This is a genomic window from Paenibacillus algorifonticola (genome assembly GCF_050481745.1).
GTDB lineage: Bacteria > Bacillota > Bacilli > Paenibacillales > Paenibacillaceae > Pristimantibacillus > Pristimantibacillus algorifonticola_A.
The window spans coordinates 470916-491405 of sequence record NZ_JBCNGR010000008.1 but is presented as its reverse complement, the minus strand read 5'-3'; the positions used below and the strand labels follow the sequence as shown (position 1 = coordinate 491405).

The following is a 20490-nucleotide window of genomic DNA, read 5'->3' as shown; positions in this document are numbered from 1 at the left end:
CCCTATTTGTTTATAAGTGAGTTTTAGCCCATTTCCCTTCTAGTGAATACGACCCAGCCGGCGGCGTAAAAACATAGCATATAACCGGAGAGAATGATCAATGAAAACGGAAGGGTAACACCTTCTACTATTGGGGTGCCTGTAAAATAAGCCTCAAGATTCAAATGAGAAAATAAAAAATATTTTGCGAATTCCGGTTGAATCCGACTTAAGAAGGCAGAGATCATATTGCCGCCAAACAAGATGAACACAGAGAATGCAATGGCGAGAGAATTGCTTCGAAACAGTATAGAGATGACAAATGCCATCGTGACAATAACGCAAAGGGTAATCATTTTTAATCCATATGATAGGAACACATGCATAACCATAGGGATGTGTTCATAATTTTGTTTATCCTTTGAAAATATGAATGGTTCTGAAGCGCCATCGACCCCAAATAAAAGGGTTCCAATAATCCAAGATGAAAGAAATATCATACAGATAAGCAAGGCTGAGAACATAAGGACGGAACAATATTTCGCTAACAATATTTTATAACGGCGAACTGGACGGATGAGCAGCAGCTTCATGGTGTCCCATTTAAATTCGCTAGCTACGATATCACTGGCAACAATAAGCGTAAATAACGTGACGAATGGAAGAAAATTGGAGACCAGGCTTAAAAATTTCCAAGATGTCATGCGATCGGGAGACACTCCATTTTCCAAGGCATACTCGTTACGTTGAATTTGTGAATTTAAATAGGGAAGGACATCCTCTGGAGCTTCCTTCATTTGTTCTTTTAACAATTGATTTTCTTCGTTTATAACGGTTTTCCAATCGTCTGTTTGAGAAGCGTTCCTTTTATCGATATTAAACAGTGCCGTCATAATAACAATGATTACAAAAATGATAGCCATGGCCCATACCATAGGACGGCTGTATATTTTAATTTGCTCTGCTCTTATAAGCCTTATCAATGGAAGCCTCCTCTGTCAAGCTCATGAACTTGTCTTCCAGGCTCAACTGTTTGCTTTGAACAGCATATACACTGATCTGATGATGAATCAGGAGATAAAGCATTTCCGAGATTTCTTCGCGAAGCAACAGGAAAACCAATTCGGATTCCCCTACCTTGAGCAAATTTGACATTCGTTCATGCCTATGAAGTAATTCTAACGCTCGTTCGGTTGAGTCAATCTCCATTGTAACGACTTGCCTAACGTTTTCTGTTTTTTGCATGGATTCAATTGATTTGACTTCACCATCCACTATAAACGCAACACGATCACAAATCATTTCCATTTCATTTAACAAATGACTTGAAATAATGACGGTTTTGTTCTGCTCCTTGGTCAAATGATGGAGATAATCTCGGAACTCCCTCATGCCGACAGGGTCCATGCCATTGGTTGGCTCATCGAGCAAAATAAGGTCGGGATTATGAAGCAATGCCTGTGCTAGTCCGAGCCTTTGTTTCATCCCTAGCGAGAAGGTTTTCACTTTTTTTCTTGCAGCTTCTTGCAGGCCGACGACTTTTAAAATTTCCAAAATGCTGTTTTTATCTGGTTCCTGTTGGCTGTAGAGAGAAAAATGAACTAGATTTTGATAGGCGGTCAAAAAAGGGTACATATGCGGTGTCTCAATGATTGCCCCAATATATTTTGCGGCGAGAACATGATTTTGATTAGCATTTATTCCATTAATATATATGGAGCCTTGTGTTGGAAATATCAGGTTGGAAATTAGGCGAAATAGCGTTGTTTTACCTGCTCCATTGGGCCCGAGCAATCCGAAAATTTCGCCTCTTCTTACCTCAAGTGAAATATTTTGTAATATGCTTTTTCCCCGAATGGTCTTGCTCAAATTTTCGATTTGTAATGGATGAATGGTCACTGAGTTCCCACCTGGTTCAATGTAATAGATTGTCGTATTACACGTTTACTTACTAAAGCGGTTTTACGGTTTTTATAGTAAGCTTCATATGTATTACGGTTGAAAAAATTAAGCTCTTTTAAATTAAAGACATTTACTATAAAAGACTTATGCGATCTTACAAACATATCGGGCAGTATGCTCATTAAATCTTTCAAAGAGACATATACATAAATTTCCTGTGTATCCGTGTGAATCAAGGTTTTTTGTCCAATACGCTCAATAAAAATAATTTCAGACAGGTCAAGGTAAACAATCTGATCTCTTTTCGCAATAATCAGTCGATTAAGCACTAATTGAATATTCATTATTAACTCCTAAATATTAGCTATTTTTTAGAGAAAAAACATAATATAAAGACGCAATTTCATGAACTTCAAATCGAGAGTCGAATATTTTGAATGTAATGTGATTGGATTTCGGCGGTATTAGACCGTCTGGAACAGCTTCAGCAATGATCTGTCCATTTAAAGTAAAGCGGACAGCTTTATCGGCAAAATCTTTTTTGATCCAAATCTCTTCATTATCCTTTTTATATAAAAATTGTGGATTGGTTTTGATTTTTGTTTTTTTCTCGCAAACGAACTGATCTTGACCAATTTGCACATGCCATTTTTCTGTTACAAGCGTTTTTATTGTGTTTATTTCTTTAATATCTACGAGTAGATTGTTATCTTCATCGTAGGCATGTACATTATTCACCATATTATCGAATAAATAATTCATGAGCTTCTGTTTCTTATTTGAGTAGTAGCGCTGAATACGCCCAACAGAGCTGCCGTTCTCATCTTCTAGTATGGACGATGAGGTACTCAGTCTTAGAAAAGGTAAAGTCGTTTTATAAATCATAGGACACCCTTCTTATTGAACTAGAATGAGCAACAGCCTATTAGATACATATACCTCAAAAAAAGCTGCGGCGAAAAGTATGAACAGGGCCGTTGGAATCGTTTTCTTTACAGTCACCCAATAAAAGCTTTTCAATTGTTCATAAGAGATTTTTTTCCTGAAATAGGAAGTTAAATGATAAAGATGATCGATTGTAAAAAGAAAGACGATAAGACAGGCTATCCATTCCAAAACCCCATGTGAAAATGAAGTGCTGTAATAGAGTAAAGGAGAGATAGACAACGCATGCCAGCCTGTGCCCATACCGAAAATCGCTTTTAATATAAGCAATGGGGACAAGCCCGTCAAAGAAAGCATGAACCAGATTAATAGATTGATACTGTTGAAAACAAAGATAAATAGAGCATCATTGAAGCCTAGTTGACTTATTTCATGATGTTCAGATTGCCCTGGCGAAAAAAAGCCGATTAGAAAAAAAATAAAGGACAACATGCAGAAAAATAAAATCAATTTTTTTCGAAAATTCATCATTTGAATTACCCTTCAATGGATATGGAAGCATGGCCGAACTATGAAGCCGCTTGCGATTTTGTGGATAATTGATAAGCGTTAATAATACTGTATATCCAGATAATAGGGTATAAGAAAATTCCGACAACGACTGAAATAAGTAGAATAGAAATAAATTCAACAACAAGCAAAATAATTCCCTTTTTTACATATCCTAAATATAAATGCCCCAGACCCGGATAAATAAAAGAAAGTAATATAGCTAACCATGGTTTTTTCAACCCATTCACCCCCTTTCATCTTGAAATTAATAATAACAAAAATGCCCAGACTAATCAATAATGATTATTTAGAATAGATTTTTTACCATTACGTATTGGTAAATGATTGTTTTAAGTATCAAACGTACTAGTTCGAATAGATTCGGAAAAAAATAGTAATAATCAGGTTACGATGTGTTTGTAGTCAAAAACATATTTTTTAGGAGGAAATTGGATTATGTTATACAATGCTTTTACTGGTACGTCGAGTCTTGCTGACGCAGCTTGGTCTATTGCACAATTGATTTTCAGAAAGCTTAATGTTGCAGGGGATGCTGTTTCACTTTATAACTCCTTGCTATGGAAGTTCCGTGCTATTTACAATTCATTTGGGGGCAATTTCTCTTGGGCAGATCTGGGCGGCGTCATTCTTGATCTAGGAGAATTCATTTTGAGCTTAACGCCGGCAGGGAAAATAGCAGACATTATCTCGGTACTGTGGGGAAGCGCTAATATTCTTTAGTCTTCTACTAGTAGAATGTTAGTTTGAATAAATGTTGTCCTATTAGTAGAGTGATCAGGATAATAATGGGCAAACAAGTCGGTCGTTCACGGTATTTTTCCGTGGACGGCCGTTTCTTTTGTTTATTTTCCTTCTGCTGTGGTACAAATCGGCTCGGCTTGTTATGATGAAGAGAATACCTGCAAAACATTTTGAATTAAATATGCATTTACAGGAATATTCCTTTTGAAGTATACTTTAATGGATAACAAGTCTGGAGTAGATTTATGATGATGAAAGCGATGACCTTCAGCGCTTTAGCCGAGCCGAACCGCCTGAGTATCGTGGAGCTTCTGCGTGACGGACCGCTGCCCGTAGGAGCTATTGCCGAGCAGCTGGAGCTGAACCAGCCCCAGACGTCGAAGCATCTTCGCGTGCTCAGCGACGCGGGCCTGGTTGAGGTGCAGCCGGCTGCCAATAAGCGAATTTACAAGCTGCGGCCGCAATCTTTACAGCAATTGAATGAATGGTCGGAGACGTTCCGCAGCATGTGGGAGCAGCGTTTTGACAATTTGGAGGCTTATTTGAAGGAGCTTCAGAAGCAAGAAGCAGCACCAGCACAGCAATCAATTACTAAGCTAAAGACGGAGGATGAACATGGCTGATCGATTGGAAATTACAAGAGAACTGGATGCGCCGCGTGAGCTCGTATTTAAAGTATGGTCTGAGGTCGAGCATTTGAAAAAATGGTGGGGACCGACTGGACTGGAAATTAGCTATGCCAAGCTGGATTTTAGACCAGGCGGCATGTTCCATTACAAGATGACGGCGTCGGATGGTGCTGAAATGTGGGGCAGATTCGTTTTTGGAGAAATCGTGGAGCCAGAAAAAATCGTTTTCGTTAACTCTTTTTCGGACAAGGATGGCAATGCCGTACGTGCGCCTTTCAGCGAAACATTCCCGATTGAAGTGTCCAATACGTTAACGTTTACCGAGCAGGATGGCAAAACTATTCTTACCTTGCTTGGAGGACCGGTTAATGCGACGGAGGCAGAACGCCAATTTTTCATGGGCATGTTCGATTCCATGAGACAAGGCTTTGGCGGCACGTTCGACCAGCTCGAAGCTTATTTGAAAGACGTTCAAGCAGGCTAAGCCTTTTTAATCGAGTAATTATGCAGGTTTTAAGCAATACCGAAGGCTGTTTCTTTCGCAGTGCAAGCTGCAAGGGGACAGTCTTTTTGTTATGCAGTGCTCAGGAAAGGAATGAAGTCGATCTTTACAGAGGAGGCATGTTTTGCTAAACTAGCAAAGATTAATTGTTAACTAAAATTTATTTATTTAGGTTAACAATTTAATCGGATTTAAAATAATAGATAAATGACCGGATAAATGTGGTGCAGCTTTTTATTCGGTGGGGAGGCAGGTCGAATGATGATGGAGCAACAGCTTAATGGGAGCAAGTGGGAAGCGATGGCGCAAAAGGCGCTTGCTGGGCAATGTCTAACGTTAGATGAGGGGCGGTCAATTCTGGGGGCGCAGCAGGAGGAGCTGCTTCCGCTTTTGCAGGCAGCATTTCGAGTGAGGCAGCATTTTTTTGCCAGAAAGGTAAAGCTGAATATGCTCATAAATGCGAAAAGCGGCCTCTGTCCAGAGGACTGCGGCTACTGCTCTCAATCGATTGTGTCGACCGCCCCTATCCCCAAATATACCTTGCTTGATAAAACGACACTGCTAGCTGGCGCACGTGAAGCATTGGCTCGCAAAGCGGGAACCTACTGCATAGTTGCAGCAGGCAGAGGACCTACAGACAAGGAGCTCAGCCAGGTGGTGGAAGCGGTTGAGGAAATACGCGCGACGATGCCATTGAAAATTTGTGCCTGTCTGGGGCTGCTGAAAGAGGAGCAGGCGAAGCGTTTAGCTGATGCAGGCGTTCATCGATACAATCATAATTTGAATACGAGCCAGAGGCACTATCCTTCCATTACAACGACACATACATATGAGCAACGTGTTAATACGGTGAAAATAGCTAAAGCCCACGGTCTATCGCCTTGCTCGGGCGTCATTATCGGAATGGGGGAAACAGACGAGGAGATCGTTGAAATGGCCTTTGCTTTACGCGAGCTTGAAGCGGATTCGATTCCAATTAACTTTCTTCATGCGATACAAGGCACGCCGCTTGCAGATGCAGGCTGCGTACCGCCCCTGCAAGCTTTAAAGGTGCTGGCCCTGTTTCGATTAATCTGCCCGTCGCGGGAAATTCGTGTTGCTGGCGGACGGGAGCGCAGTCTGCGATCGCTCCAGCCTTTAGCGTTATATGCGGCAAATTCGCTGTTCGTCGGCGATTATTTGACGACAGAGGGCCAGGATATTTCGATTGACCATCAAATGATACAAGACTTGGGCTTTGAAATTGAGCTGAATGCGCTCTAATTAATGGCGCCCCATCATTTGCAAAAAAAATTCTGCGCTAGTCTCCGTTTGCTTCCTGACTTATGAGTATTGAAAAGGAATTTATAGAAAATTGTCGAATTCTAGGAGATGCATATGAAGAGCAGCGAACTTATTGAAAATTGGGGAAAGCTCGGGGGTATTAATTGATTTTATGAAAAGCATATTGGATACGAAGCTCAGTGAATAATGAGATGGGTCATTCAGGAAATAAAATCGGACGCATTTGGTTTGAGCAGCACACCGCTCATCACGAAATTTCCGTCTACGACACGACAGAGCTGGATGGGGAAAAAGGGCGCTTTCGCGTCCTGCAATTTTCAGGAGATGCGACGCAGGGCGCACTTGATCTGGAACACCCGGGACGTATATTGTTCGAATATCCACGGGCGATCATTCATCTGATGGAAAGCAATCAAGCGGCTTTTGAAAAGGTTTTTCTCATCGGTCATGGCATCGGCACGATCGCCCGTTATTTTGAAGATAAAACGTTCAAGGTAGCCGAGCTTGATGAGACAGTCGTAGAGTTGAGCCGATTGTATTTTGGCTATAATCAGGATAATGTCGTCATTGGAGATGGGCGTGCTTTGCTGGAAGGAGAAGCGGAACATGCTTACGATTATGTCATTGTTGATGCCTTCACCAGACAGGGGACGCCAAAGCAGCTTGTGTCGCTGGCGTTTTTTAGCTTGATTCGAAGCAAGCTTGGCGAAGGTGGCGCTGTCCTTTTGAATCTCATGGGCAGGGGGGAGCGGGACAGGCTCATTCATGCCATTCAAACGACGCTTGGGGAGGTTTTTGCTTATACGAAAGCGTTCATTTTGCCAACAGATGGATCAGCTGATTTGCAAAATATCATCCTCATGGGCAGCGATCGGCCCGTCGCCTTTCAAGCTCGCCACATGGCTGGATTCGTGGAGCTTGAGCCCGTTCAAGGCTATATTATTCGAGATTAAAGTACTCGGCAGCGGAAAAATAAAGCAGCGGCCGCGAGCACATTCTGTGCGACGAGGCCAAGCGAGTTACTTAGCGTATTATTTTGTACAATCGCATAGTTAACTATAAAGCGGATGAATCAACGCATGATGAGCAAAACAAAAGAGTACAGGACATGAGCCTGTACTCCTTTTGTTTGTCTATTCATAATGCGGCGGCATTTAATCAGTCTACAGCTTAAGACCGCCGAGGCTTGCGCTGGCTGCGAACAAACGCTCAAGCCGTTTCTCCACCGCCGGATCGGCGATGAGAGGAGGCGCTTGATGCGGCTTCGTGCGCGCATCAATAATGACGTTGTCGCAGGCCCAGTGCTTGTGCTCGTAGCTGCTATTTACCCCGTAAATATCATGGGATGGGTTGCTGCGCGTAAACGTAGCCCACAGGAAGTTATCCACCTTCGCGCTTAAAAACGTGCTGTCGTCGCATAAAACAATCATCGGGCAGGACGGCAGCGGTCCTTTCTCGGCAATTGCTTCGCTTAAGCTCTGCAATTGCGCCTTCGCATCGGCGTAGCTCGTGAATGCTGGCCCTTGAATCGCTACGATGCCAGGCATAACGAGCCGCGCATTCTCAAATCCGCGCAGCTCCTTCAGCGCCTCGGGCGTTTCGAGGCACAGCTCGCGGATCTTCTCTCCATAAGCGGCAAATACAACCTTGCTGCCTTCATTAAGCCCCGTTCCCGAATAATCGAGCGTATCGATCGTCGTATTCGTATAAAAATGAATATCGCGGCGCAGCTCCAGCCGCTCCAGCACATAGGCGAGAAATTCCGCCTCATGATGCGTCGTTACAGGCTGCTTGTCCTCCGCCGTAATAAATAAATATTTAGCCAGGCTGAGCTGCCCCGTGCCCAAAATCCGGTTCGCCAGCGTCAAAATTTCCGTTGGCCGCTTGACCTGCTGATACGGTGTATACCGCTCGCTTCCAATCGCGAACAGCAGCGGATGCACACCTGCTGCATCGACGGCGTGGACTTCCTTCACGCCGGGAATTTCCTGCTTGATCGCATCTCCCGTAAGCTCATGGATAAGGGCTCCGAAGGCGGTATCCTCCTGCGGCGGCCTGCCGACAACCGTAAACGGCCAGATCGCATTGGGCTTTGCATACACTTTATGCACCTTCATTAGTGGGAACGGATGCGTCAGGCTATAGTAGCCCAGATGGTCACCAAACGGACCCTCCGGCTTCGTCTCTCCAGGATGGATTTCCCCCGTAATGACGAAATCAGCGTCATTGCTAAGCACAAATCCATCTCGGTAGCTATAGCGGAAACGGCGTCCTGCCAGCAAGCCGGCAAAGGTCATTTCGCTTAAGCCTTCCGGCAGCGGCATAACAGCTGCAAGTGTATGGGCTGGCGGACCGCCAACGAAAATGCTGACCTTCAGCGGCTTGCCCAGCTTATTGGCCATATCCTGATGAATGCCAATGCCGCGGTGAATCTGGTAATGGACGCCAATTTCCTTATTCAGCTCATAATCATTGCCGCTCAGCTGAACGCGGTACATGCCGAGATTCGCATTCATGAGCCCCGGCTTGCCCGGCTCTTCGGTAAACACCTGCGGCAGCGTCACGAAAGCGCCGCCGTCATCCGGCCAATGCTTAATGAGCGGCAGGTCGGAAATTTGAATTTCCTGCGCCGCTACTGGCACGGTGCCTGAGCTTTGCTTCGGAAGTGCTTTCCATGCTGCAAGACCCGTTCCGATATGTCCAAACGGGTTTTTCATCGCTTTCATGGGGTCGCCGCGCAAATCCATGACGCGTTCGACGGAGTCCCATGTATGGCGGAACATAAATTTGCTCCGCTCAACCGTTCCGAACAAATTCGATAGGGCACGAAATTTGGAGCCTTTTACATTTTCAAACAATAGGGCGGGACCGCCAGCTTCAAATACCTTCATATGAATCGCCGCCATTTCCAAATGGGGGTCGACCTCTTCTTTTATCCGGACGAGATGTCCATTCTGCTCCAAATCCAGTACACATTGCTCCAAGTGGCGATACATGTTGAAATAGCTCCGATCTATATGAATTTTGCGAAATGCTTATCTGCCAAAGTGAAAAGGCTTTCGCCGTCCTTTGGCGGCGCGGCGCGTTTCAATCCGAGAAATATATTAAAAAAACCAGTTATCTCTAGTTAAAACGAATTAAAACGCCTTGTCAAATTTGTCGCCTAATCTAGTGAACAGGTTCAAAATTTAATAGAGTTCAGATGTTGAGATTTACACAGCAAGGTGCATAAACATACACTGTAACCAGATTCTATTCCAGCCACACGTCATAAATTCCAAAATTAGATAGAGTCGAGTCGGGATAAAGGGAGGGCAGCTGGCGTCGAACGAAATTGAAACTATAAATCACGTGGAGGAGATTACATGCTACACACAGTTATTGTACCAGTAAACCAGGATTATAACATTTTGAACTTATTTACGGATTCATTGCTGCGGACAGTAAGCCCATCCACCCAGATTATCTTCATCAATGACGGTTCCGGCACAGCAGTCAGACAGCATTTGGATAAGCTTCAGTCAGAGTGCAAGGAAGGCGTGACGGTGGAGATTTTGCAGCACGACTATCCGCTTGGATGCGCCGTTTCTATTAATAGCGCGCTAAAAATTGCACAGGGGCAATATATTTATTTTCTCGATTCTGACACGATTCTGAATCACAATTGGCAGCAGCTGATGAGCGAGACGCTCGACAGCAGCGACGAAATCGGCATGGCAGGCGGCGTGCTTCTGTATCCGCAGACAGGCGGCGTCCAGCATTGCGGCATTGCATTTGCGGATACGATTGGCCGTCATCTATTTCTAAACGCATCACCCATGGATATTCCGAAGCAGACGTTTTCCGTGCAGCTCGTCATTTTCGCAATGTTTGGCATGAAGCGCGAAGTGTATGAGAAGGTGGGGCTGCTTGATGAGAAGTTTTTCAACGGCTACGAGGATTTCGATTACCAGATGAGAGCGCGGGCAGCCGGGTATGACATCGTGATTAACCCGGAAGTTTTGGCCTATCACTGGGAGCGCAGCAGCGGCATCCACCGCAGCTTCAATCGCAAAAACAATCTGGCCCGCTTCTGGAAAAAATGGGGCAGCGACATTAAGGCTGATATTTGGCCGTTCATGTTTGACCATTTGAAGTCGCATCTGGAGCAGCAGGATGCAGCATCTGCATCGCTGCCGATGATTGGCGTCGATTTGGCGGAGGTGCGCAGCGATGCGGATATGTTCTGGAGCCAGCTTCGCGAGGCAGAATTCGCTACGCTGACCGAGGTGTATGACTATTCGAACCGCTTTAACTCGAATGGGGCGATTTGGCTGCCGCAGGTGCTGGGCAAGGAGCTTATTCAGAGCCGGAGCCGTCTGCTGTTCCTCGTAGACAACTTCACGCGGCTGCTGGAAAATCGCTACTGGATTGAAATGCGCCACGCTCACCGGGCACAGGATTTGATTATTGACCTCTACGGCAATGTCATCTCCATCGACCGGATTTACGAAAGCTGCTGGCCAGGAACTAAGGTGCGCTAGTACGCGCTAAATGGAGGAGAAACCATGAAGACGAGAGAGGAGCAGGCGGTATTTACCCAAAGCCTGCAATGGTTGGAGCGCGTGCAGCAAGTAATTCCGAGCGGATGCAGCACGCTGGCGAAGACGCCAGAGCGCTTATTCCCCGGCGAAACGGCCATCTGCTGCGTAGAAGCCAGACAATCCAGATTTATCGATATCGATGGCAATGAGTGGCTCGATTGCGAGATGGCGATGGGCACCGCCTCATGGGGACATGCCCGCGAGGAAGTGCAAGCGGCGATTGTAAAGCAGCTCGCCAAAGGGACAAGCTTCTCGGTGCCCGCTGATGTGGAGCTGACGGCAGCGGAGCTTATACTCGCCCGCTTCGAGCAGCGTTATGCGGCACTGCGCTTCTGCAAAGGCGGAGCCGATGCAGTTAGCGGCGCAGTCCGGCTGGCAAGAGCTTACACCCACAGGCCAAAGGTGATGTCGACGGCTTACCATGGCTGGAGCGATTGGTCGGCCTATGGCTATTACGGCGGAGACGCGGAAGCGATGGGGATTCCGGCGGAAATCCGCAATAGTACCGTTTGGGTGCCGCATGCAAGTCTGCGGCGGATCGAAGACGAGGTGCGCCGACATGGCGACCAGTTGGCCTGCATCGTGTTATGCCCCAGCGAGTGGCAGCGTGAGGAGCTGGCCAAGGTGATGGAGCTGGCCGCACGCCACAGCATTCTAATCGTATTCGACGAGGTTACGTCAGGCGCAAGAATGGGCAAGCAGGCGACTGCGGGCGAATACGGGCTGTGGCCGGATATTCTTTGCTTGTCGAAGGGGCTGGCCAATGGCCTGCCGCTTGGCGTCGTACTAGGCTCAGAGCCGATTATGCGGCTATGTGGGCAGGTCAAGTTCAGCAGCGCCCATTCGAGCGAGACGATTGCACTGGCAGCGCTAATTGCCTGCGAGAAGCTGATGCAGGCGGCACCGAGCTGGCCAAGCTGGCGCGGCGGTACGCAGAAGCTGATGGCAGAGCTGCAGGCTCAGCTGGATGCGCTGGGACTGACAGAGGAGCTCGCACTGCACGGCACCTATGCGAGCTTCTGCCTGAGGTCGCGGGCGGAGCAGGACTTCTACCGCGATCCCTTCCGCGCTTATATGATGAAGCGGCTCGCTCAGCAGGGGATTTTTACGAAGGGATTTTTCGTCTTCTCGGATGCTCATTCGGAGGCGGAGCTGCTGCTCGTACAGGAAACGCTTAAGGAAGTTTTACTGGAGTGGAGCAAACAAGAACATAGATCCAGCAAGTCGGCTGTTTAAACGATTATTCACAAATCGAAAGAGGAGGCAAGTTAATGAAAGCATTAGTTTATCAGGATTATCGCAAGGTGGAACTTCTGGAGATGGAGGAGCCAACCATCGTATCGCCGACAGGCGTCAAGGTTAAAATTTTTGGCTCGGGCATTTGCGGAACAGACCTTAACATTGTAAAAGGAAAAATTCCGGCCAATTCCGGCACGATTATTGGACATGAAGGGGTTGGGACCGTCGTTGAGGTTGGTCCTAAAGTAAGAAGCGTTAAAGTAGGCGACCGTGTGCTCATCGATCCGACCCAATCATGCGGCATTTGCTCCTATTGCCGTGAGGGGCTGCACTGCTACTGCGAAAACTTCGAGGATCATCAGGTTGGCATGACCATCCATGGCACTTTCGCGGAGTATTACGCGGGCGAAGAAAGATATGTGTTCAAAATTCCTGACACGATGAGCTGGGAAGCGGCCATGATGGTCGAGCCGCTCGGCTGCGTGCTCAACAGCTTCTTGAAAGCTCGCGTTAAACCAAGCGATTCGGTGCTTGTGCTTGGCTCCGGCGCGATTGGCTCCTTATGCCAGCTTGTTGGCAAGCGGCTGGGCCGCCTGACCGTTGGCACAGAGGTAGATGAATACCGTAAAAGCTTCGCTGCAAACATTGCAGATTATGTGTTCCATCCTCAGGAGCTGACGCTTGAGAAAGTGCTCGAAATTAACAATGGCCATAAATTCGATATTATTATCGATGCGGTCGGCAATCAGCTGCATGTGGCTCTTGAGCTGATCGGCAAAGGCGGCAGAATTATTCCAATGGGCTATGACGACAGCTATGAAGTTTCGTTTAAGCCGACGGATTTTATTAATAACGGTGTCAATGTCATTGGCGATGTAGCGGTTCATCAAATGATCAGCACGGCGCTCAAGTTTGCGCAAAGCTTGCCAGAGCTCGAAAACATGGTCACTTCAACCAAAAAGCTGCAGGACTACGAAGGCGCTTTTAATGAAACGATTGGTTATGACATGAGCACAGGCGCGCCAAGAGCGATGACCTCCGTGAAGACAGCACTTATTTCATAATGTAGGGAAAGGCAAGGGCGTTATGGCTGCGCGGCGGAAGGCTTACGGGGCGCCGCGCAGCAATGACGCATGAAGAAGAGGGGATGAGCCTTAAATATGAAGCTGCTTGCCGATTTGCCAAAAAATCCGCGGTATTCGATTTTTCTGGAGCCGCTCTGGGCGATTCCTGGAACGATCGTTTTGTTTTATGCGCCGCTCTATATGAAGGATGCCGGACTAAGCGATATTGAAATTGGACTGATTAATTCCATTAACCTGTATTTTGCTTTTGTCTTTCAGTTGTTTGCCGGATCGATTACGAACAAGCTGGGCCGAAAACGCACCTCGCTCATTTTTGATATTGTAGCCTGGAGCGTTCCGATGTTTATTTGGGCGTTCTCGCAAAGCTTCTGGCTGTTTATGATTGCCTACTTATTAAATGCGACGTCCAAGTTCGTCACCGTGTCGTTCAATTTGCTCATTATTGAGGATGTTGAGGAGCGAAAGCGACCGAAAGTGTTTGGCATCATGAATATGATTATTACCGCAGCTGGAGTGCTTACGCCGCTAGCGGGCTTTGTCATCGCCGATTTTGGTATCGGGAAGACGCTCGCTGTCATTTATTTTGCCGGTGGCGTCATGATGACGATTATGTTTATTGTAAGGAACCGGCTGACAGAGGAGACGGAGGCGGGCAAAGAGCTCATTGAGGTACATAGCCAGACCAAGGTGCTGAAAAGCTTGGGAGCCAGCCTGCGATTATTTGGCAAAGCGTTTTATACCCGCCGGTTGTTCCCGATTATTATCATAACGGTGCTGTCGAATTTTATTTTGCAGCTGAATTTTTTTCAGGTCGTGTTTTTCAAGGAGGAGCTGCATTTCGGCGATTGGACGATTTCCTACATTCCAGTCGTCACTGCGGTAACGGTCATGGTGTTATACTTGGTCGTCATTCCCCGGCTGAAACAACGCTCGGATGAAAAATACGTCAGTCTGTCGATTGCCTTATGCACCGCCGGCTCCTTGCTGCTGCTCTTTATTCCTTCCGGCAATGTGCCGCTGCTCATGCTGACAATTATTATATTGGCGGCAGGAACGTTTATTTTGCAAACGTACCGGGATGCGCTGCTGATGAATCGCCTTGGCACGCATGAGAAAGCCGATATGTTTTCGGCCGTACAGACGGTTATGACGCTTATTGCCATTCCCTCCGGTTATTTGACGGGACTCCTCTATAATTACAGTCCGAAGCTGCTGTTCGCCGTCATTGTTGCACTGTATATGGTGCTCATGGCTGTCGTGTTTTTCCTCCCGGTTTCTTCCAGGCAGCAGCAGGCGGTGAAAGCGAACCATCATGCCTAATAACCATTTGCAAGGTGAAACTTATAAATTCTTATATTTTTACAAAAGAAGGGTTTAAGCTAATTAGGTCGAATGGTTATACAGAAAATGGCTACGGAGGGATAATTAATGATTAATGTATTGAATCATGAAACACGCGATAAACTGGCTTGGATGAACGAACCTTCTCAGTGGCAGTTCACAGAGCAGGGCGGCGTTATTATTGAGGCGCCACCGGAGGCGGATTTTTTCTGCGATCCATCAGGCAAGCATTTTGCCAGCTCAGCTCCTTTTTTGTATGCGCCAGTCAAGCGCTCCTTCGAATTGACGGCAAGGCTAACGGTGGAAATGAAGCAGCAGTATGACTCTGGATGCCTAATGCTATACGTAGATAAAGACAATTGGTGCAAATTATGCTTTGAATTTAATGGGCGGGCAGCCTCGATCGTCTCGGTCGTCACCAAGGACGGCTGGTCAGATGATTGCAACTCGGAAGAGATTCAGTCGGACAATCCATATTTGAGAATCAATAAAGTAGAAGACTGCGTGTCCTTCTATTATTCGCCTGATGGCGAGGATTGGAGGCTGATCCGTTATTTCGGCATGCGTACACCTGATGAAGTAAAGGCCGGCGTCGTCGCGCAATGTCCGAAGGGCAGCGGCAGCAGGGCTGAGTTCAGCTTTGTCCATCTCACCGAGCCTAACGTGGAAAGCCGGTTCTAGCAGCTGCAAGCTGAAAGTCGCTGGCGGTAAGCTGCAAGTATAAGCAGGAAAGGTAGCTGATAGTAGCGATGAGTCTGAAAGCGATCATTTTTGATTTCGACGGCTTGATTATGGATACCGAGACCCCTTGGTATTATGCTTTTCGGGACATTTATCAGGAGCATGGCGTAGAGCTGTCGCTGGGCCTGTGGTCTCACAATGTGGGCACAAATTTCGACGAATTCAATCCTTATCATTATTTGGAGGCAGCGCTGCAAACGCCAATTGACCATGACCATATTAAAGAGCTCTCTGAGCAAAAATATGCCGTTTATATTGGCGAAGCCGGGCTATTGCCTGGAGTTGCCGAGCTGCTGGCGAGCGTGAAGCAGCGAAATCTGCGCCTTGCGGTTGCTTCGAGCTCTACGCGTGACTGGGTTCATAGCTATTTGAAGAAGCTCGGCATCTTTGAAGCCTTTGATATGATTCATACCTCTGAAGATGTGCAGCGGGTAAAGCCTGACCCTGAATTGTATGAGCTGACGCTGGCACGGCTTGGCATTGATGCCTCAGAAGCCATCGTCTTTGAAGATTCGCCAAATGGTTTGAAAGCTGCGAAGGCGGCTGGCATCCGCTGTATCGTGGTGCCGAATGAAGTGACAAGGGATTTGGAATTTTTGAATTATGATCAGCGGCTAGCCTCAATCGCCGAATTTGATTTCGAAGCTTTGTAGCTTTTGCGCAGCACCATCGGCGAGCAGCCTTCATGCTTTTTGAAAACGGAGCCAAAATAACTCGCGCTATTAAAACCGACCGCCTTGGCAATGTCATGAGCTGTCATGGAATCGTCATGAATGAGCATTTCTTTTGCCTTGAGCAGTCGGTAGCGGGTTAAAAAATCGAGCGGGGTCATCGCATATTCTTTTTTGAACATGCGATTCAAATGCTGCTCGGTTATGTAGAGCTGTCCGGCCAGCATGGATAGGGAAATATCGAGATGATAGTTTTGTTTAATATAAGTCAGGATACTGGACAGCTTCGGTGTTTGCTCCTTGCGTTCAGGAACGAGGTATAGGTCCTTGGAGAGCTTCAGCTTGATAAGAAGCATATACAAGAGCGCTGATCCTGTGAAAATACGCTCCTGACGGGTGGATTGCTGGCTTAAAATAATTTCGTCAATGAGCATTTGTGGAGCGGGATCCAGCCGAAATACGGAAAGGTTGGCGATATGTAATGCCTGCAGAAATGCTGGCAGCAAATAACCGTTAAAGGTTAAATATTTGATGCTGAGCGTTTCACTAATTTCGCAGGAAATAGAAGCGGTGTGGGAAAAATAAAGAATGGCGACGCCTTCCTTTAGCTGAATTTCCCGTTCTTGAAAAACAAGGCGGCCTGTACCTCCTACGCAGTTTACGATTTTGTAATCAGGGCTGCCTCCAGGGCAACGGTCGGGCTCAGTGACGGTAACGCTTCCAGATCCGGTAATCAATAGGGGTAGCTCATTGTAGGTGCTGCCTGTGTCTATTGCTTCCTGCATCAACTTCCTCTTTTCTCCTAAAAGTGGAATTAAAATGATAACGAAACGGTGGACGCCTAATTGACAATTGGAATTATAACATACATAAAGAAATATATGTTATATCTAGTTTCCGATGTTTTTCTATGTTTTTCGCTATTTATCGTTATTTTGGAACATTTTTTTGAAGTTAAGAAATTGCCGTTTTTGACTTAAAGAACGGTTTTTTTACATGTGTGCCGCAGCTATTAAAGGGTAAAATAAGTTTTGCCTGCCTCGAAATGGCGACAGCTGTTTCCGCTTGTGTTAAGATATATGACAAACACATTTGGAGAAAGCATGGTGACGGGGCAAGCATGGGAATAGGTGCATTGAAGGGGAAAAGACTGGTCATAGCAGGATCTCGAAAGACAGAGGAAATGAGCGCCATCATTGAAAAACAGGGCGGGACATCGGTCGTGCGGTCGCTTCAGGGAATGACGCTGCTGGATGAGGAAACGCTGGAAGCACCGCTGCGGCGGTTTGCGGCGGAGGGGGCAGACTGGGTCGTCTTAACGACGGGCATTGGCTCGGAGACGCTTGCCAGCAACGCGGAAAAGCTGGATATTAAGGAGGCGTTCTTGGAGCAGCTGACGCAAGCATCGATTGCTTCCAGAGGTTACAAGACGACGGCTTATCTTAAGCGTACCGGCTTGAAAGCGGTTGTTGCGGATGATGATGGCACGGTGCAAAATCTAATCGAAAAGCTGGCAGAGCATGATTTTGCCGGCCAGCGTATCGTCATTCAGCTGCATGGCGAGCCTTCGCCCGAGCTGGAGCGTTTTTTTGCTGCGAAAAAAGCGGGTGAGGTTATTTCGCTGCTGCCCTACAAACATGTTCCGCCCGAGGTAAGCGTACTTACTCAGCTCATGGAAGAGCTCACTACAGGCGAGGTTGACGCGATCTGCTTTACAACAGCTGTTCAAGTCCAATATTTATTCCGCTATGCGCGAAAAATAGGTCTTGAGCAGCAGCTCCTGGAACTATTCGCTGGACAGGTGCTGGCGGCAGCTGTGGGCAAAGTAACTGCCGAGGCGCTGCAATTAAATGGCGTACAACGATATATCGTGCCGGATATTGAACGAATGGGTGCGATGATTATTGAAGTAGCGCATTATTATGAAGCGTTAGGTTTAAGTAAATAAACGAATGGCTCATTCGAGTACGTTTGGGCTGCACCCTTTTGAATGGCTGCTTCGTCTTAAGCTTGTAGTCGTTGCATCATTTGTTTAAAAGGGGAGATATAATGGAAAAAAACAGCTTGTTCATATTGTTGCTCATATTGACTATATGTATGGGGGCATGCTCCTCGGAGGTTAAGCCATCTGGAGAGGCTTCGACTGCCGCAAGCGGGGCAGCGGAGACTCCAACTGTTTCTAATGCGCCAGCGGAAAATGGGACTAATGCTTTAACCGCGACGAAGGAGCCCATCGCGGAGCCGACGGCAGCGCCAATGCTGGATACCGCTGTGCTTGGCAAAGGAGCATTTGGCTTTGCCGATGAAGCGGGCAAGCAATTGCTAGTCAGCCCGGCTGAAGGGGGCGGCGAGCAGGGGGCCAGCTTCAACCTCGCGGTTGGTCACAATGGGCAGCTCCTCAAAATTAAATACAAAAATGAGCAAACGGCGACCGAAGCCGATAACGGCAGGCAAACGGCGCAAAATTTTGCAAACCAGCAAGGCCAATTGTTTGAGGTCGTGGAGGGCAAGGCGGAGCCGAATGAAACGTATTTTCTAACCGATGATCAGTCGTTAAAGCCGGAAATGCTGCTGTCCATTGCTGATAAACGAAGCGTTCAGGCAGCAGATGATGTGAAGTCGGCCATTGCCAAGAGCAAAAATCGCAGCGTAGAGAAGCTATGGCCGCTTGAGGAAATAGGCACTGCAGGAAATACCTTGTATCTAGTGCAGTTTGAACGACAGGGCAAGAACATGCTGGCGAGTCTGGCGCTGCAAACCTCAGACGGCTTTATTTTTCAAGACTATCCAGCTGAGTTCGATGAAAGCTCGACGTGGCGGGTAGACGATGGCGGTGAGGTTATGCCAGAAATGTTTTCCTTCCTATTCGCTGCAAAGACAGCTGAAGGTATCGTTCTCGGGGTCAAATGGATGGGGGCGGAAGGGGAAGATGTATCGTTCCTTTCGGAGCAGGATGGCAAATTATCCGAGCTTGACATCAGCTATGGCCGCTATATGTCGCCAGTGTAAAGCGCCGAATGCTTCTATTTAGAAGCGTTCAGCGCTTTTTTAATTTGACGGTTGACCGCATCGACGTTAGTACGGCTGATGAGCTCGTCTTTTAGCGTAAAGTCGCTTTTGAGGCTAATGATCCGATAGACGCTGTCATCGAGTGCTTGCATGGAGATGTCGCCTGCTTTGACCGCTTTTTTTAGCGCCTTCAGCACGGCGATCTGCTGCTTGGCATCATGTCCGACAAGAAGAATATCATTACCCGCTTGAACTGCTTTGACCGCCGCATCCTGAATGCCATAATGCTTCGTAATGCCGCCCATCGTCATGTCATCCGTAATGACAACACCGGTAAACCCGAGCTTCTCCCGTAATAGATCGGTAATGATCGCTTTGGACAAGGAAGCAGGATATTGCTTGTCCATTGCCGGAATAAGCAGATGGCCAATCATGACAGCAGGCGCTTGCTGCTTAATCGCTTCCTTGAAGGGAAGCAGCTCGAACTGCTCAAGCTGTTTCAAGCTTTTGTCGACTACCGGCAAATCCAGATGCGAATCGACTGATGTATCGCCATGACCGGGAAAATGCTTGACAACGGGGACGACATGTCCCGCCTGTATGCCCTTCATCGTCTCAATGCCGCTGGCAATGACGCTTTCCGCTGTGGAGCCAAACGCCCGGTTGCCAATAACCGGATTGTCCGGGTTGCTGTTAATATCGAGCACAGGGGCAAAATCCATATTAAACCCAAGGGCATACAGCTCGGCGCTGATAGCTTCACCTATTCCATAGGCGTACTTCGGTTTATTTTTGCTGCCAATAGACTGTGCGGATGGAATTTTCACGAAATCCTGGGGCATCCGGCTCACGGTTCCCCCCTCTTGGTCGATGCTGAGCCATAGCGGGACGGGATTTTTTTTATTTTGTTTTTTAAGCTCATTGAGCAGGGCTAGCGTCTGCGAAGCGTCCGTAATGTTTCTTTTGTACAAAATAAAGCCGCCTACATGAAACGTATCCATCATTTCGATCGCATCTTCTTGAAGGGTGGTACCCTCCAGGCCAACAAGCACCAGCTGTCCGATTTTCTCATCGACCGACATGCCGGCGATTTCTTGTTTGATTAGGTCAGGCGCTTCCGTCGCACTTGGCGTTGGCGATACAGCTGGAGTTGCCGCTGCGGGCTCTGTGGGGGAAGGGCTTGGCGCCTCGGCAGTGGCTGGTTGATTAGAGCTGGAATTGCTGCCTTTGCTGCCGTTGGGACGATCACTCGCGCTGCCGCAGGAACTCGCACCTATAACGAGAAATGAAGCAAGAAGTAATGAGGTGATTTTTTTAAGCATGTGG

22 protein-coding genes are annotated in these 20490 nt (G+C 47.2%); 13 read left to right on the top strand and 9 right to left on the bottom strand.

The genetic code is table 11. The features are described 5' to 3' along the window. Positions 1–23: 23 nt before the first annotated feature. From ABEW34_RS09770 to ABEW34_RS09745, 6 genes are read right to left on the bottom strand one after another with little or no spacing between them, the layout of a single operon-like run. The gene (locus tag ABEW34_RS09770) at positions 24–962 is read right to left on the bottom strand and encodes an ABC transporter permease (protein WP_430157616.1); all 939 of its coding nucleotides are present in this window, start codon (positions 960–962) and stop codon (positions 24–26) included. After that, on the bottom strand, positions 931–1878 hold the full coding sequence (locus tag ABEW34_RS09765; RefSeq protein WP_430157613.1) for an ABC transporter ATP-binding protein: 948 nt from the start codon (positions 1876–1878) through the stop codon (positions 931–933). Before ABEW34_RS09765 ends, ABEW34_RS09770 begins: the two co-directional genes overlap by 32 nt. After that, a complete protein-coding gene (locus ABEW34_RS09760; protein WP_430157610.1) occupies positions 1875–2225 on the bottom strand; it encodes a LytTR family DNA-binding domain-containing protein in 351 nt (116 codons plus the stop codon). Before ABEW34_RS09760 ends, ABEW34_RS09765 begins: the two co-directional genes overlap by 4 nt. Positions 2226–2241: 16 nt before the next feature. Next, on the bottom strand, positions 2242–2766 hold the full coding sequence (locus ABEW34_RS09755; RefSeq protein WP_430157608.1) for a tubby C-terminal domain-like protein: 525 nt from the start codon (positions 2764–2766) through the stop codon (positions 2242–2244). Between the two features lie 12 nt (positions 2767–2778). After that, a complete protein-coding gene (locus tag ABEW34_RS09750) occupies positions 2779–3297 on the bottom strand; it encodes a hypothetical protein (RefSeq protein ID WP_430157605.1) in 519 nt (172 codons plus the stop codon). A gap of 38 nt (positions 3298–3335) precedes the next feature. Beyond that, positions 3336–3557: a sugar ABC transporter permease gene (locus ABEW34_RS09745; RefSeq protein ID WP_056029873.1), complete on the bottom strand. Its 222-nt coding sequence runs from the start codon at positions 3555–3557 to the stop codon at positions 3336–3338. 217 nt (positions 3558–3774) lie between these two features. Between ABEW34_RS09745 and ABEW34_RS09740 the strand changes: the two genes are divergently transcribed. The 5 genes from ABEW34_RS09740 (at position 3775) to ABEW34_RS09720 (ending at position 7448) form a co-directional block, all read left to right on the top strand. Then, positions 3775–4059 (top strand): hypothetical protein, encoded by a 285-nt coding sequence (locus tag ABEW34_RS09740; protein ID WP_063892464.1) that lies wholly within the window; start codon positions 3775–3777, stop codon positions 4057–4059. Between the two features lie 272 nt (positions 4060–4331). Beyond that, positions 4332–4703: an ArsR/SmtB family transcription factor gene (locus ABEW34_RS09735; protein ID WP_430158556.1), complete on the top strand. Its 372-nt coding sequence runs from the start codon at positions 4332–4334 to the stop codon at positions 4701–4703. Beyond that, complete coding sequence (locus tag ABEW34_RS09730; RefSeq protein WP_430157601.1) at positions 4696–5193, top strand: SRPBCC family protein; 498 nt, start codon at positions 4696–4698, stop codon at positions 5191–5193. Before ABEW34_RS09735 ends, ABEW34_RS09730 begins: the two co-directional genes overlap by 8 nt. Before the next feature lie 282 nt (positions 5194–5475). Beyond that, positions 5476–6474: a biotin synthase BioB gene (bioB, locus tag ABEW34_RS09725; protein ID WP_430158553.1), complete on the top strand. Its 999-nt coding sequence runs from the start codon at positions 5476–5478 to the stop codon at positions 6472–6474. Between the two features lie 212 nt (positions 6475–6686). Next, the gene (locus ABEW34_RS09720; RefSeq protein WP_430158551.1) at positions 6687–7448 is read left to right on the top strand and encodes a spermidine synthase; all 762 of its coding nucleotides are present in this window, start codon (positions 6687–6689) and stop codon (positions 7446–7448) included. 210 nt (positions 7449–7658) lie between these two features. On the opposite strand, the gene ABEW34_RS09715 is transcribed toward ABEW34_RS09720, so the two are convergent. Beyond that, positions 7659–9491 (bottom strand): UbiD family decarboxylase, encoded by a 1833-nt coding sequence (locus tag ABEW34_RS09715; protein ID WP_430157599.1) that lies wholly within the window; start codon positions 9489–9491, stop codon positions 7659–7661. Between the two features lie 369 nt (positions 9492–9860). Here ABEW34_RS09715 and ABEW34_RS09710 point away from each other — a divergent pair, with 369 nt between their 5' ends. The 6 genes from ABEW34_RS09710 to ABEW34_RS09685 all read left to right on the top strand — a co-directional run bounded on the left by ABEW34_RS09710 (position 9861) and on the right by ABEW34_RS09685 (position 16137). After that, the gene (locus ABEW34_RS09710) at positions 9861–11018 is read left to right on the top strand and encodes a glycosyltransferase family 2 protein (RefSeq protein ID WP_056029856.1); all 1158 of its coding nucleotides are present in this window, start codon (positions 9861–9863) and stop codon (positions 11016–11018) included. A gap of 24 nt (positions 11019–11042) precedes the next feature. Next, a complete protein-coding gene (locus tag ABEW34_RS09705; RefSeq protein WP_430157596.1) occupies positions 11043–12314 on the top strand; it encodes an aminotransferase class III-fold pyridoxal phosphate-dependent enzyme in 1272 nt (423 codons plus the stop codon). Between the two features lie 35 nt (positions 12315–12349). Further along, on the top strand, positions 12350–13381 hold the full coding sequence (locus ABEW34_RS09700; RefSeq protein ID WP_056029850.1) for a zinc-dependent alcohol dehydrogenase: 1032 nt from the start codon (positions 12350–12352) through the stop codon (positions 13379–13381). A 96-nt stretch (positions 13382–13477) separates the two neighbouring features. Then, the gene (locus tag ABEW34_RS09695) at positions 13478–14722 is read left to right on the top strand and encodes an MFS transporter (RefSeq protein ID WP_430157593.1); all 1245 of its coding nucleotides are present in this window, start codon (positions 13478–13480) and stop codon (positions 14720–14722) included. A 108-nt stretch (positions 14723–14830) separates the two neighbouring features. Further along, positions 14831–15424 (top strand): DUF1349 domain-containing protein, encoded by a 594-nt coding sequence (locus ABEW34_RS09690; protein ID WP_430157590.1) that lies wholly within the window; start codon positions 14831–14833, stop codon positions 15422–15424. A 68-nt stretch (positions 15425–15492) separates the two neighbouring features. After that, positions 15493–16137 carry an HAD family hydrolase gene (locus tag ABEW34_RS09685; RefSeq protein WP_430157587.1) on the top strand — a complete coding sequence of 215 codons (645 nt, stop codon included), beginning with the start codon at positions 15493–15495 and terminating at the stop codon, positions 16135–16137. On the opposite strand, the gene ABEW34_RS09680 is transcribed toward ABEW34_RS09685, so the two are convergent. Then, positions 16092–16940, bottom strand: a complete 849-nt coding sequence (locus tag ABEW34_RS09680) for an AraC family transcriptional regulator (RefSeq protein ID WP_430158548.1) — start codon at positions 16938–16940, stop codon at positions 16092–16094. The genes ABEW34_RS09685 and ABEW34_RS09680 overlap by 46 nt on opposite strands. 335 nt (positions 16941–17275) lie before the next feature. On the opposite strand from ABEW34_RS09680, the gene ABEW34_RS09675 reads away from it, so the two are divergent. Together ABEW34_RS09675 and ABEW34_RS09670 are read left to right on the top strand one after the other, a co-directional pair. Beyond that, positions 17276–18103 (top strand): uroporphyrinogen-III synthase, encoded by an 828-nt coding sequence (locus ABEW34_RS09675; RefSeq protein ID WP_430157584.1) that lies wholly within the window; start codon positions 17276–17278, stop codon positions 18101–18103. A gap of 101 nt (positions 18104–18204) precedes the next feature. Beyond that, positions 18205–19164, top strand: a complete 960-nt coding sequence (locus ABEW34_RS09670) for a hypothetical protein (RefSeq protein ID WP_430157582.1) — start codon at positions 18205–18207, stop codon at positions 19162–19164. Between the two features lie 14 nt (positions 19165–19178). On the opposite strand, the gene nagZ is transcribed toward ABEW34_RS09670, so the two are convergent. Beyond that, complete coding sequence (gene nagZ / locus ABEW34_RS09665; RefSeq protein WP_430157580.1) at positions 19179–20486, bottom strand: beta-N-acetylhexosaminidase; 1308 nt, start codon at positions 20484–20486, stop codon at positions 19179–19181. Between the last annotated feature and the right edge of the window lie 4 nt (positions 20487–20490).